This is a genomic window from Sphingomonas echinoides ATCC 14820, from assembly GCF_000241465.1.
Taxonomy (GTDB): Bacteria; Pseudomonadota; Alphaproteobacteria; order Sphingomonadales; family Sphingomonadaceae; genus Sphingomonas; species Sphingomonas echinoides.
The window spans coordinates 422,656-435,507 of record NZ_JH584235.1 but is presented as its reverse complement, the minus strand read 5'-3'; the positions used below and the strand labels follow the sequence as shown (position 1 = coordinate 435,507).

Annotated in this window: 17 protein-coding genes and 1 tRNA gene; 9 read left to right on the top strand and 9 right to left on the bottom strand. The window is 64.8% G+C overall.

Annotation, left to right across the window (positions count from 1 at the left end; all coding sequences use genetic code 11):
- Positions 1 to 5: 5 nt before the first annotated feature.
- The 5 genes from ON00_RS01855 (at position 6) to ON00_RS01835 (ending at position 2,426) form a co-directional block, all read left to right on the top strand.
- The gene (locus ON00_RS01855) at positions 6 to 731 is read left to right on the top strand and encodes a ComF family protein (RefSeq protein ID WP_010402808.1); all 726 of its coding nucleotides are present in this window, start codon (positions 6 to 8) and stop codon (positions 729 to 731) included.
- Between the two features lie 46 nt (positions 732 to 777).
- Positions 778 to 1,035, top strand: a complete 258-nt coding sequence (gene grxC, locus ON00_RS01850; RefSeq protein ID WP_010402807.1) for a glutaredoxin 3 — start codon at positions 778 to 780, stop codon at positions 1,033 to 1,035.
- A complete protein-coding gene (locus ON00_RS01845) occupies positions 1,032 to 1,853 on the top strand; it encodes a carbon-nitrogen hydrolase family protein (RefSeq protein ID WP_010402805.1) in 822 nt (273 codons plus the stop codon). The genes grxC and ON00_RS01845 overlap by 4 nt, the downstream gene beginning before the upstream one ends.
- The gene (locus ON00_RS01840; RefSeq protein WP_010402804.1) at positions 1,850 to 2,314 is read left to right on the top strand and encodes a DUF1178 family protein; all 465 of its coding nucleotides are present in this window, start codon (positions 1,850 to 1,852) and stop codon (positions 2,312 to 2,314) included. The genes ON00_RS01845 and ON00_RS01840 overlap by 4 nt, the downstream gene beginning before the upstream one ends.
- 35 nt (positions 2,315 to 2,349) lie before the next feature.
- A tRNA-Arg gene (locus ON00_RS01835) sits at positions 2,350 to 2,426 on the top strand.
- 11 nt (positions 2,427 to 2,437) lie between these two features.
- Here the strand turns inward: ON00_RS01835 and ON00_RS01830 are convergent.
- The 7 genes from ON00_RS01830 to ON00_RS01800 form a co-directional block, all read right to left on the bottom strand.
- Complete coding sequence (locus tag ON00_RS01830; protein ID WP_010402803.1) at positions 2,438 to 3,241, bottom strand: TrmH family RNA methyltransferase; 804 nt, start codon at positions 3,239 to 3,241, stop codon at positions 2,438 to 2,440.
- A 108-nt stretch (positions 3,242 to 3,349) separates the two neighbouring features.
- The gene (locus ON00_RS01825) at positions 3,350 to 3,622 is read right to left on the bottom strand and encodes an HPr family phosphocarrier protein (RefSeq protein ID WP_010402802.1); all 273 of its coding nucleotides are present in this window, start codon (positions 3,620 to 3,622) and stop codon (positions 3,350 to 3,352) included.
- Entirely contained in the window at positions 3,622 to 4,029 is a 408-nt protein-coding gene (locus tag ON00_RS01820; RefSeq protein ID WP_010402800.1) for a PTS sugar transporter subunit IIA, read from the bottom strand. Before ON00_RS01820 ends, ON00_RS01825 begins: the two co-directional genes overlap by 1 nt.
- A gap of 13 nt (positions 4,030 to 4,042) precedes the next feature.
- Positions 4,043 to 4,981 carry an RNase adapter RapZ gene (rapZ, locus tag ON00_RS01815; protein WP_010402799.1) on the bottom strand — a complete coding sequence of 313 codons (939 nt, stop codon included), beginning with the start codon at positions 4,979 to 4,981 and terminating at the stop codon, positions 4,043 to 4,045.
- Positions 4,981 to 5,406 (bottom strand): HPr kinase/phosphorylase, encoded by a 426-nt coding sequence (locus ON00_RS01810; RefSeq protein WP_010402798.1) that lies wholly within the window; start codon positions 5,404 to 5,406, stop codon positions 4,981 to 4,983. Before ON00_RS01810 ends, rapZ begins: the two co-directional genes overlap by 1 nt.
- Entirely contained in the window at positions 5,403 to 7,007 is a 1,605-nt protein-coding gene (locus ON00_RS01805; protein WP_010402797.1) for a sensor histidine kinase, read from the bottom strand. Before ON00_RS01805 ends, ON00_RS01810 begins: the two co-directional genes overlap by 4 nt.
- On the bottom strand, positions 6,976 to 7,683 hold the full coding sequence (locus ON00_RS01800; RefSeq protein ID WP_010402796.1) for a response regulator transcription factor: 708 nt from the start codon (positions 7,681 to 7,683) through the stop codon (positions 6,976 to 6,978). Before ON00_RS01800 ends, ON00_RS01805 begins: the two co-directional genes overlap by 32 nt.
- 179 nt (positions 7,684 to 7,862) lie before the next feature.
- On the opposite strand from ON00_RS01800, the gene ON00_RS01795 reads away from it, so the two are divergent.
- The 3 genes from ON00_RS01795 to ON00_RS01785 are packed head-to-tail and all read left to right on the top strand — an operon-like array spanning position 7,863 to position 10,342.
- Entirely contained in the window at positions 7,863 to 9,470 is a 1,608-nt protein-coding gene (locus ON00_RS01795) for a phosphoenolpyruvate carboxykinase (protein ID WP_010402795.1), read from the top strand.
- A gap of 48 nt (positions 9,471 to 9,518) precedes the next feature.
- On the top strand, positions 9,519 to 9,974 hold the full coding sequence (locus tag ON00_RS01790) for a hypothetical protein (RefSeq protein WP_010402793.1): 456 nt from the start codon (positions 9,519 to 9,521) through the stop codon (positions 9,972 to 9,974).
- Between the two features lie 38 nt (positions 9,975 to 10,012).
- Positions 10,013 to 10,342 (top strand): hypothetical protein, encoded by a 330-nt coding sequence (locus ON00_RS01785; protein WP_010402791.1) that lies wholly within the window; start codon positions 10,013 to 10,015, stop codon positions 10,340 to 10,342.
- Between the two features lie 14 nt (positions 10,343 to 10,356).
- Here the strand turns inward: ON00_RS01785 and ON00_RS01780 are convergent, their stop codons facing one another.
- Entirely contained in the window at positions 10,357 to 10,806 is a 450-nt protein-coding gene (locus tag ON00_RS01780; RefSeq protein WP_010402790.1) for an NfeD family protein, read from the bottom strand.
- Positions 10,803 to 11,777, bottom strand: a complete 975-nt coding sequence (locus ON00_RS01775; RefSeq protein WP_010402789.1) for an SPFH domain-containing protein — start codon at positions 11,775 to 11,777, stop codon at positions 10,803 to 10,805. Before ON00_RS01775 ends, ON00_RS01780 begins: the two co-directional genes overlap by 4 nt.
- A 154-nt stretch (positions 11,778 to 11,931) precedes the next feature.
- On the opposite strand from ON00_RS01775, the gene ON00_RS01770 reads away from it, so the two are divergent.
- Positions 11,932 to 12,828 carry an HpcH/HpaI aldolase/citrate lyase family protein gene (locus ON00_RS01770; RefSeq protein WP_010402788.1) on the top strand — a complete coding sequence of 299 codons (897 nt, stop codon included), beginning with the start codon at positions 11,932 to 11,934 and terminating at the stop codon, positions 12,826 to 12,828.
- Positions 12,829 to 12,852: the final 24 nt, after the last annotated feature.

The following is a 12,852-nucleotide window of genomic DNA, read 5'->3' as shown; positions in this document are numbered from 1 at the left end:
GGGGCGTGTCGCCCTGGCTTGCCCCCTCGCGCTTGATCGCCGATTTCGCGCTGCCGCCGCGCTGCCCCGGGTGCGGTGCGGTGACGGGGGAGGATCATCGCTTCTGCGCCACCTGTTGGGGCGCGCTGCGCTTTCTCGCGCCGCCGTGGTGCGCAACCTGTCACACCCCATTCGCCTATGATCGCGGGGCAGAGGCGCAGTGCGCGGCCTGTATCGCCGATCCGCCGCGCCACGCCGGGGTGCGGGCGGCGGTGGCCTATGGCGATGTCGCGCGCACGGTGGCGCTTCGCCTGAAATATGGCGGGCGCACCGCCTTTGCCGAGACCGTCGGGCGGCAAATGGCGCGGCTGCTGCCGGAGGATGCCGATATGCTGGTGCCGGTGCCGCTCCACCGCTGGCGTCTGTGGTCGCGCGGCTTCAACCAGGCTGCGCTGATCGCCAATGCGCTTACGCGCGTTAGCGGCATCGCGCACGATCCGCTGCCGTTGCGCCGCGTGAAGGCCACGCCACCCCTGCGCGCGATGGGGGCAAAGGCGCGCGCGCGCACCGTCGCCGGGGTGTTCCGCGTGGTCGATCCGAAGGCGCAGCTGCGCGGCAAGGCGGTGGTGCTGATCGACGACATTTACACCAGCGGAGCGACCACCGATGCGTGCACCGCCGCCTTGCTGCGGGCAGGCGCGGCAAAGGTGACGATCCTGTGCTGGGCGCGGGTCATCGATTCGAAGGATTGATGCGCGCGACATTGACAACCACCCACGCACCCCACATTTCTCCCCGATGCCTAAGATCGAAATCTACACCAAAGCCTTCTGCCCGTATTGCTCGCGCGCGCTGAAGCTGCTCGCCTCCAAGGGCGTCACGCCTGAGGAATATGACATCACCATGGGCGGCCCCAAGCGCGCCGAGATGCTCGAACGCGCCAACGGCGGCACCACCGTTCCGCAGATCTTTATCGATGGTCGCCATGTCGGCGGGTCGGATGATCTGGCCGCATTGGAGCGCGCCGGGGAATTGGACGCTTTGCTCGCGGCATGAAGATCGCGCTCGCCCAGATCACCAGCGGGATCGATCCCGCCGCCAATGCCGAAACGCTCGTTGCGGCGGTGGCGGAGGCGGCGCGGGGCGGCGCGACGATGCTGTTCACCCCCGAAATGTCGGGCTTGCTCGATCGGGACCGGGCGCGCGCTGCGCAGGTTTTGCGCAGCGAAGCCGAGGATGTCGTATTGGCGGCAGTGCGGGCTGCCGCGGCCGAACACGGAATCTGGGTCCATATCGGGTCGCTCGCGGTGCTCGGGGAAGGCGGGCGGCTCGCCAATCGCGCGTTCGTGATCGACGATCACGGAGAAATCCGCGCGCGCTACGACAAATTGCATCTGTTCGACGTGGATTTGCCGACCGGTGAAAGCTGGCGCGAATCCGCAAGCTACGCACCGGGCGATGGCGCGGTGGTGGTGCAGACTCCGATCGGCGCGCTGGGTCTTTCGATTTGCTACGATCTGCGCTTTGCCGATCTGTACCGTGCGCTCAGCAATGCGGGCGCAACGCTGCTCGCGGTGCCGGCCGCCTTTACCCGTCCGACCGGCGCGGCGCACTGGCATATCCTGCTGCGCGCCCGCGCGATCGAGGCCGGGGCCTATGTCATCGCCGCCGCACAAACCGGGGTGCATGCCGATGGCCGGGCAACCTATGGCCATTCGCTGGTGATCGACCCGTGGGGCGAGATTATCCTCGATATGGGCGAGGCGGCTGGTTTGGGCTTTGCCGAGATCGATCCGGCGCGTGTCGTCGATGTCCGCGCGCGTATTCCGGTGTTGGCGCATCGCCGCGCGATCCCGGAGGTCGAATCGGCGTGATCGTGTTCGATCTGCGCTGTCGTCAGGCGCATGTGTTCGAAGCCTGGTTCGGGTCAAGCGCCGCGTTCGAGGATCAGCAAGCGCGGGGCCTGCTCGCCTGCCCGATTTGCGGTGATGACGAGATCGTCAAAGCCGTTATGGCCCCCAATGTGGGCGCAAAGGGCAACAGCCGCAGCGTTCCCACGCCAAACGTCGAGGCGGCGGCTCCTCCAGCCCTGACGCCGGAGACGATGAAGGCCGCGCTCCACGCGCTCGCCCAAGCCCAGGCCCAAGCGCTGGAGAAGTCGGAATGGGTGGGGCGCGCCTTTGCCGATCGCGCACGCGCCATGCATGTCGGGGAAACCGCCGCGACGCCGATCCACGGCGAAACGACCTTGGCCGAGGCGAAGGCGCTGGTCGAGGAAGGTGTGCCGATCGCAGCTTTGCCTTTGCCGGTCGTTCCACCCGATACGGTCAATTGATTTCATCCGCGCCGCACAGTACCACCGCGCCCGGCGCCCCCGTAGCTCAGTCGGATAGAGCGACGGTTTCCTAAACCGCAGGCCGGTGGTTCGAATCCACTCGGGGGCACCAGCCTATGCCGGTCATACACTCCGGCTTTGCGCCAGCACCTCATAGGCCATCACCGCCGTGGCGACGGCCGCATTCAGGCTGTCGGCCTTGCCCAACATCGGGATTTTGACCAGCAGATCGCACTCGGCGGCATAGGTATCGGGCATGCCTTGCGCTTCGTTTCCGGTCAGCAGGAAGGTGGGTGCGGTGTAGCTGGCGGCGCGATAGTCGCTGTCGGTGTCGAGGCTCAACCCCACCAATTGCCCGGGGCCACTGCGCAACCACTGCGTGAACGCCGCCCATTCGCACTGCACGACGGGGACGGTGAACAAAGCCCCCATGCTCGCGCGCACGGCTTCGACCGAAAAGGGATCGACGCATTCGCCGATCAGGATCAGGCCGCCTGCACCAACCGCATCGCCGGTGCGCAGGATCGTGCCGAGATTGCCCGGGTCGCGCAGTCGCTCCGCCACCAGCCAGATCGCCGCGCTCGACCGATCGAGGCTCGCCAGATCGCGCGCAAATTCGGGGAAGACTCCGACCACCGCTTGCGGATTGTCCTTGCCCGACAGTTTGGAGAGGATGTCGGGCACCGTCTCGATCGCTTCACCGCCCGCCGTTTCGACATCGGCGACCAGCGCCTGCACCAGCGGATGCGCCGCACTGTCGCGGGCGAAGAACAAATATTGCGGAATGCGTCCGGCTTCCCGCGCTTCGGTCAGGATGCGCAAGCCTTCCGCCAGGAACAGGCCTTCCTCCCGACGATGCCGCTTTTCGCGCAGCAAGCGCACGCGCTTGATCAGCGGATTGGAATAAGCGGTAATCTCGCGCGGCATTACAGGCGCTCCGATGCGCGGAAGGGAGCTAGGCAGGGGGGATTGATATCCATGCCCGCCACATGCCCTCCGCCAGCGCTGCCCGCAAGCAGGTGAGGCGCAGCGCGGTCAATCCTCGCCGAACTTGGCCTCAACCAAATCGCACAGCGCACTCACCGCAGTCTCGGCATCCTCGCCATCGGCGGAGATGACGATCGTGTCGCCCATCGCCGCGCCCAGCATCATCAGGCCCATGATCGACGTGCCCGTGACCGATCCCGCGCCGTCTTTTTCGACGAGCACTTCGCACGGTTGTGTCGCCGCCAGCGTCACGAACTTGGCGCTCGCTCGGGCATGGAGCCCGCGCTTGTTGGTGATCAGGACGCTGCGGCTGACGGCCATCAGGCCGCCGCCTCGCCCAACACCTCGGACGCAACCGAAATATATTTACGACCAGCCTCGCGCGCGGCGGCAACGGCGTCGACCACCTTCATCGACTTGCGCGCCGATTCGAGCCGGATCAGCATTGGCAAGTTGATGCCCGCAATCACCTCGATCCGCCCGCGTTCCAGCAGCGAAATGGCGAGGTTGGACGGGGTGCCGCCGAACAGATCGGTCAGCAGGATCACGCCGCGTCCAGCATCGACTCGAGCGATCGCAGCCGCAATATCGTCGCGGCGCGCCTCCATATCGTCGTCCGGGCCAATGGCGACGGTGGCAACACGCTCCTGCTTGCCCACGACGTGTTCCATCGCGGTCACAAATTCATCGGCCAATCGGCCATGAGTCACGAGAACAAGCCCGATCATCGCTCCGCCCAGCTCATGCAACACGCGCCCCATTATTTTGCGTCTCGTCCGGCGCGCCTTCCAGCGAGTCCTGGGGCGCAGCGTCAAGATCTCGATGAGTAACCGTGGGCGAAAATCCTTCCGCACGCAACCGGGCACCTACCCGCTCCGTCACATGCACCGAGCGATGCCGCCCACCGGTGCAGCCGAACGCGACCGTGACATAGGATTTTCCTTCGGCTCTGTAGCGTGGCAGCAACAGCAACAGCAACGACTCGATCTGCGTAACCGCCGCTTCATAAGCGGGGTCGTCCGCGACATAGGCTGCGACATCGTCGTCCAGGCCGGTGCCGGGGCGCAGATGGGGCACCCAATGCGGATTGCGTAAGAAACGCATATCGAAAACCAGGTCCGCGTTGCGCGGCAGCCCACGGGCGAAGCCGAACGAAGTGACGGAAAGCGTGGGTTCCCCCAGTCCTTCGCCGGAAAATGTCGTGCGGACCTGCTGCGCCAGTTCATTGGCGGTTAGCGTGGTGGTGTCGATCAGCCGGTTCGCCCATTTCCGAAGGGGGGCGAGCAATTCGCGCTCGCGGGCAATGCCGTCCGCCGCGGGTCGATCCAGGGCCAGCGGGTGGCGCCGTCGTGTTTCCGAATAACGCCGCTCGAGTTCACCGCCAGCGCAATCCAGGAACAGCGTGCCGATATCGTGGCCGTGGACTTCCTGCAGTTGCTTGATTCGCTGGACGACGCGTTCGGGATCGAAATCGCGCGTCCGCGCGCCGATGCCGAGCGCGAGCGGCTGGGTCGATTGGTGAGCTCCTTCCGGGAGCGGGGCACCTAGCAAGCGATCCAGCAACAGGAGCGGAAAATTGTCGACGACCTCCCACCCGAGATCCTCGAGCGTTCGGAGCACCGTCGACTTGCCGGCACCTGACATGCCAGTGACGAGCAAAATGTCCTTCGGGTCACGCATTATAGTTCCTTTGTAGCGCGGTGTAGCGCTAATTCCACCTTGATCGGGGCGGATTGTTCGAAGGCTTCGAGTTTGATTTCGGGCAGGTCGACCCCCGCGATGGTCATCATGGTGCGGCGCAGCGGCATCCGTTCGACCGGACCGCCCAAATGCACGACAAGCGCGGCGGCGACATTGTCGATATGCGGGATCGCCACGATGCCGATCCCGCGGACCTCGATCTTTCCGGCAATCGTATCGGGTGCGGAGGCGAGCAATGCTCCATCCTGAACCTCAAGGATCGTGTAATCGTCACTGATCAGACATGCTCCGCGATCGACCAGCCGCAAGGCGAGGTCGGACTTGCCAGACCCGGACGGCCCCATCAGCAGCACCGCATGATTGCCGATCGCAACAGCGGTGGCATATAGCCGGACCTGCTTCACGTCGCGTTCCTCGCCGGGAGGCGAACGACCAGTCGGGCACCTTCCGCGCCGTCGCTACGGCTCTCGACATTGATCGTCCCCTGGTGGGCCTCGACGATCGTGCGCGCGATGGCGAGCCCCAGACCGGAATGTTTCCCGAACGCCTCCCCCGCCGGGCGCAGCGACTGGAATCGACGAAATACCTGCTCGCGTGCGGTTTCCGGGACGCCGGGACCTTGGTCTTCCACCGACACCGTCAAGACGTCGTGATCGCGCACTGCGGTGATGGTGATGACGCCGCCCTCGGGCGAGAAGGACACGGCATTCTCGATAAGATTCTCCAACACCCGTTCCAGCCGGCCGCCTTCCCCAAGCACGATCAACGGTTCAGCGAGCTTGTTGTCGAACCGGATCCGGATGCCGCGCTCAATCCCGCGCGCGTCCCGGCTGGCGATGAGGGCCGTGATCATTGCGCCCAGATCGACGGGCTCGAACTTCGCGCGGCTCAATTGCGCATCGAGACGGGACGCTTCCGCGATGTCGGTGATCAGGCGATCGAGCCGCTGGACATCGTCGCGGACAATGGCGAGCAGACGCTCCTGCAACTCGGGATCCTTGACCATCGCCATGCCCTCGACGGCGGAGCGCAATGAGGCGAGCGGATTCTTCATCTCATGCGTAACATCGGCGGCAAAGGCCTCGATCGCATCGATCCGCGCGCGCAGCGCAAGGCTCATGTCGGAGAGTGCCCGCGCCAACATGCCGATTTCATCGCGCCGCTCGGGCAGGCGCGGCACCACCACTTCGCGCGCACGCCCAAGCCGCACCCGCACCGCCGCGCGTGCGAGCCGCCGCAATGGTCGCACGATCGTGCGTGCGAGAAACAGGGAGAGCAACACCGACACGATCGCGACGATCAGCAACACGACGCCAAGGCGGAACCGCTCGACCCGAACGGTCTGGGTGATGTCACGCGCGTTGATCGTGCTCATCACCACGCCGCCGCCCGGAAAGGCCGAGGCCGCGGTGATGACGGGCGTGCGATCAGGCGCGCGCCATACCGTCGCGGCGACCTTCGGCTCGGCACGGGCAGTGCGAACGTCAGGCCAGGCCATTCCACTGGTCCGTTCGCGATAGAGCGGCGCGCGCGGGGCCCCGACCACGGTGTCGATCACCGCGTCCAGAAAGCGCGCCGCAGCCTGCTGCCAATCCTGTTTGTCGGGGTCTTGCAGCACGAAATTGCGCAGTCCCATCGCGCGCGTGTCGATGATGAGCGTCGCGTCCTTGTCATAGATCCGCAAGCGTGCGCCCATGTCCTGCGCCAGCTTCAGCGCAAGGTCAGGACGCTGCCTCGGCGGGACCGCGACGATCGCCTCGGCGACCAAACGCGCCTCGCGGATCGATTGGGTGACGCGGCCGTCGACGATGCGGCTGCGGTAGGAATCGAGATAGAAGAACCCGCCAGCGAGCATCGCGAGCGCGAAGACGTTCACGAACAGAATGCGGGGTGTAAGCGAAACGCGCGCCGACCAGCGCAGCGACAGCGCGCGCGCATCCTCTTCGTCACGAGCCAGATCGATACCGACGGCGCTATTCCTCGGAGAATCGATATCCGGCTCCATAAAGCGTCTCTATCGCATCGAAGTCGGCATCGACTTGGCGAAACTTGCGCCGCACCCGCTTGATGTGGCTGTCGATGGTGCGGTCGTCGACATAAATGTCGTCATGATAGGCCGCGTCCATCAACTGGTTGCGGGTTTTGACGATGCCAGGGCGCTGCGCCAGCGTTTCCAGGATCAGAAATTCGGTAACGGTCAGGGTGACGGTATCGCCGTTCCAGGTCACACGGTGCCGCGCGGTGTCCATCGCCAATCGGCCGCGCACCAGCGACGTCTCCGGAGTGGCCTCGCCGTCGCCCGCGCCGCCCTGCGCCACTTCGGTGCGCCGCAAGATCGCCCGAATCCGGGCGATCAGCAGCCGCTGCGAGAACGGCTTGGCGATATAGTCGTCCGCGCCCATCGCCAGGCCAAGCGCCTCGTCGAGCTCGTCATCCTTCGATGTCAGGAAGATCACCGGCAACATGCTCTTCTCGCGCAGGCGGCGGAGCAGTTCCAATCCGTCCATGCGCGGCATCTTGATGTCGAGGATCGCGATGTCGGGCGGGTTGTCGATCAGCGCCTTCAGCGCCGTCTCGCCATCCGAATAGACCCGCGTGACAAAGCCCTCGGCCTGAAGCGCGATCGAGACTGAGGTCAGGATATTGCGGTCGTCATCGACCAAAGCAATCGTTGCCGTCATCGGGCGGGGTAGATCCTTGTCATTCGCGAGTCGGCGTAATCGATTACACCCGCAGCCTCAATGCACGCTGAACAGAGCGCGTTTGACCGCGGGCAAGGCCAACGATATGCGCCGATGTGCAAAAAGCATAAAATGCGAGGTCAATTGGCCCGCATGGGACATTGAGGAGACCCCACGCAATGAGCGATCGCACCCCCACCGCAGGGCTGGAGGCCCAGGGCATCGAGACCCGCGCCAACCTGCACTGGAACCTTGTCACCGCCCGCCTGATCCAGTCCGCCATCGCGCGCGGGGAGGGGAAATTGTCAGCCGACGGGCCGCTGGTGGTCGAAACCGGGGCGCATACCGGGCGGTCGGCGCAGGACAAGTTCATCGTCCGTGATGCCGAAACCGAAAGTACCGTCTGGTGGGGCAAGACCAACAAGGCGATGTCGCCCGAGCATTTCGCTGTCCTAAAGGCCGATTTCCTGTCCGCACTGCGGGACAAAGAGGATCTGTTCGTCCAGGATCTGTTCGGGGGCTCGCAGCCCGAGCACCGCGTCAACGTCCGCGTGATCAACGAGCTTGCCTGGCATAACAGCTTTATCCGCACCATGCTCGTGCGCCCGGAGGAGTCGGAACTGCGCGGCTTCGTGCCCGATTACACGATCATCGATTTGCCGAGTTTCCGCGCCGATCCCGCGCGCCACGGCTGCCGTAGCGAAACGATCATCGCGGTTAACTTTACCGACAAGTTGATCCTGATCGGCGGCACCAAATATGCCGGCGAGATGAAGAAATCGGTGTTCAGCCTGCTCAATTACTTGCTGCCGCCGACTGGCGTGATGCCGATGCATTGCTCGGCCAATATCGGCAAGGATGGCGACACCGCCGTGTTCTTTGGCCTGTCCGGCACGGGCAAGACCACGCTCAGCGCCGACGCCAGCCGCACGCTGATCGGCGATGACGAACATGGCTGGTCCGACACCGCCGTCTTCAATTTCGAGGGCGGCTGCTATGCCAAGATGATCCGCCTGTCGGCCGATGCCGAGCCGGAAATCTTCGCCACCACCAAGCGCTTTGGTACGATCCTCGAAAATGTGGTGATGGACCCGGTCACGCGCGTGCTCGATCTCGACGATGCGAGCCTCGCCGAAAACAGCCGCGGTGCCTATCCGATCGATTTCATTCCCAATGCGTCCGAACACAATATGGGGCCGGTGCCGCGCAATGTCGTGATGCTCACGGCGGACGCTTATGGCATCCTGCCGCCGATCGCGAAGCTGACGCCCGAGCAGGCGATGTATCATTTCCTCTCTGGCTATACCGCGCGCGTCGCGGGCACCGAGATCGGCGTGACCGAGCCCGATGCGACCTTCTCGACCTGCTTTGGCGCGCCGTTCATGGCGCGGCATCCCTCGGTCTACGGCAATTTGCTCAAGGAGCGGATCGCCAAAGGCGGGGTCGATTGCTGGCTGGTCAATACCGGCTGGACCGGTGGAAAATACGGCACCGGCAGCCGCATGCCGATCAAGGCGACGCGCGCTTTGCTCAACGCGGCACTCGATGGCAGCCTGAACGGCGTGGAGTTCCGCACCGATCCCAATTTCGGTTTCAAGGTGCCGGTGGCGGTGCCGGGTGTCGACAGCGCGATTCTCGATCCGCGCGAAACCTGGGCGGACAAGGCGGCCTATGACGCCACGGCGGCAAAGCTGGTCGATCTGTTTGTGGAAAACTTCGCGCAATTCGCCGATCATGTCGATGAAGGGGTCCGACAATCGGCCCCCAAGGTCCACGCTCCAGCTTGAAGGCCCGGTCGTTCGGATCGGGCGCATCCAACCGGAAAGCCCGATCCGATGACGGAACTGCCCTTTCGCCCTTTTCCCGACGATGCTGCCATTCTCCGCGTTGGGCAGGGGCTGCTCGACCATAGCTTGCCGCGCGCGGAGTGGACGCATGAGGCGCATCTTGCCGCGACCACGTGGCTGGTGCGCGATCGACCCGACATTGCCATCGACGCCGAGATTGCCACGATCATCCGCAGCTACAATGTCGCGGTCGGCGGGGTGAATGACGACACGCAAGGCTATCACGACACGATCACCCGCGCTTATCTGAGCGGCGTGCAGGCGCATGTGGCGGCGCGACCATCCGGGGAATCGCTGGTCGCGTGCGTCAATGCCCTGCTCGGGTCACCGGCCGGACGGCGCGATTGGCCGCTGCATTTTTATTCGCGCGATCGATTGTTTTCGGTCGCCGCGCGGCGCGGTTTCATCCCGCCCGATCTCGCCTCGCTGCCGGGCCCATGCTAAACCCGGGGCTCTCGGACCAGCCTGGAAAGGATGCAAATATGGGATTGCTCGACGGACTGCTCGCCCAAGTCACTGAAAATGTCGACGTAAAGAACCTTGCCGCCAAGGTCGGGCTGTCGCCGGAGCAAGTCGAATCGGCGATCACCGCGCTGGGTCAGGCCCATGCCGCGCCGACCGATACCGCCACGACTGCGGCCGAGACGACCGGCCTTCCCGTAGATGTGCTGCAGCAGATCATCGGCCACATCGGTGGCGAAGGGGCGCTTGCTCAGTTCGCGACCCTGTTGGAAGGGCCGATGGGGAGCGCTGGTAAGGGCGCGCTTGGCGAACTCGAGGGACTCGCCGCCAACTTCTTCGGCAAGAAATAAAGCGAAGGGCAGCGTCAGGCGGGCTCGACCCGCAGGACGCTGCCATCCGCGCCGACGATCCGCACCGTCGTGCCCACGGCGGCATCCGGCCCGGTCGCGCTCCACGCGCCATCGCCGACGGTCACGCGACCGTCGCCATCGACGATCGCTTCACACACCACCACGCGCTTGCCGACCAACCGCGCCGCCCGATCGTTGAGGAGCGGGTCCGCCGAAGACCGGTCCGACTGGCGATACCAGCGCCACCCAAGTGCCACCAGCGCCCCGGTCAGCGCCGCGAACATCAGTGCCTCGACGACAAGCGGCAACCCCGGCACGATCAGCGCGATGATGCCGACGCTGGCCGCACCGGCCCCCAGGAAAATCAGGAAAAAGCCAGGTGCCAGCATCTCTGCGATGACCAGCGCGAGTGCAGCCGCAAACCACAGCGCACCATCGCTCCATGCCACGCCGAGCAGCATCATTGCGGCGTGTTCTCAAACGGCCCGCGCGGGCGCGGCGCAGCGGGAGCCGGCGGCGGCGTCGGACTGCCCGAAATCGCCTCGCGCGCGAGTTCGCCAATCCCGCCGAGCGTCCCCATCAACTGGGTGGCTTCGACCGGGAACAGGATCGTCTTGGCGTTGGGCGAGGTCGCGAATTTGCCGATCGCCTCGACATATTTCTGCGCGATGAAATAGTTGATCGCCTGCACGCTGCCATTTTCGATCGCATCGGACACGGCCTTGGTCGCTGCGGCTTCGGCCTGGGCGGCGCGTTCGCGCGCCTCGGCGTCGCGAAACGCGGATTCGCGGCGCCCTTCAGCCTCAAGGATTTGCGACTGCTTCTGCCCTTGTGCGCGGTTGATCGCATTTTGGCGCGCGCCCTCGGATTCGAGGATCGAGGCGCGCTTTTCGCGCTCGGCCTTCATCTGGCGTGTCATTGCGTTGACGATGTCGGCGGGCGGGCGAATGTCCTTCAGCTCGACGCGGGTGATTTTCACGCCCCAGCTCTCGGTCGCATGGTCGACCACGGTCAGCAGCCGCGTGTTGATCTCGTCGCGCTTCGACAGTGTCTCGTCGAGATCCATCGATCCCATCACGGTGCGCAAATTGGTCGTCGCGAGCTGCATGATGGCGAGATACAGGTCGCTCACCTCATAGGCGGCCTTGGCGGCATCGAGCACCTGGAAGAACACGACACCGTCGACCGCGACCATCGCATTGTCCTTGGTGATGATCTCTTGCCCCGGAATATCCAGCACCTGCTCCATCATGTTCACTTTGCGCCCGATCTGGTCGAACAGCGGCACGATGAAGGTGAGCCCGGGTTGCGCGACCGCGGTGAACTTGCCGAAGCGCTCGATCGTATATTGATAGCCTTGGCGCACCACCTTCATGCCGAGCATGAGGTAAAGGAGCACGGCAACAACCAGTAGTCCGGCAATGACGAGTGGCATGAAACTATCCCCGGAACGGCGACCACATGGACGCGGGCGCGACGTGATGCCGTTCTAGCAGATCGCCAGCGCTCGGGTAGGGGAATGTGGCGGTGGCGCGGCACCGCCACAGGCCGTATGCACTTTGCCTGTTTCGAATGCGTGGGAACCCAGAATGATGCGCGACGCGCCGTCCGACATGCCCGATTTGCTGAAGATGCGGTCCTGGCTGTTTGCGCCCGGCGACAGCGCGCGAAAGCTGGCGAAAGCGATTGCCAGCCCGGCGGACATCGTGCTGCTCGACCTGGAAGACGCCGTGGCAACCGAGAACAAGCCGCTCGCCCGGCAGGTGGTGCACGATTGCCTGCAGGCGAACCCGGCGGAAAGGCCGCGCTTGTGGGTCCGCGTGAACCCGCTCGATGGGCCGCATACCCTGCGCGACCTCGCTGCGATCATGCCCGCGCACCCCGGCGGGATCATGCTGCCCAAGGTCTATGGGCGGCAGGATGTCGAGCGGCTCGATCATTATCTCAGCGCGTTCGAAACCGCACATGGCCTTGCCGAGGGATCGACGCCGGTGATCGTCCTGGTCACCGAAACCGCCGAGGCGATGTTCCACACCGGCGACTATAAGGCCGCGCCGCGCGTCGTTGCGCTGACCTGGGGCGCGGAAGACCTGGCGGATTCGATCGGGGCCAGCACCAATCGCAACGCCGATGGCAGCTATGGCTTTACCTATGAACTGGCCCGCTCGCTGTGTCTGCTGGGCGCGGCGGCGGCAGAAGTCGCGGCGATCGAGACGATCCAGGGTGACTATCGCAATATCGACTCGCTCAAGGCACGCGCGGCCAAGGCGCGGCGCGACGGCTTTCGCGGGATGCTGGCAATCCATCCCGCACAGGTCGAGGTGATCAACGCAGCCTTCACGCCGACCGCCGAGGAGATTGCCGAAGCGCAAACGATCGTCGATCTGTTCGCGGCGAACCCCGGTGTCGGCACCATCGGATACCAGGGCGGCATGCTCGATCGCCCGCATCTCTCCCGCGCACAGCAGCTTTTGCGGCAGGTCTGACGGCCGGGTCATCGCTTGCCCGGC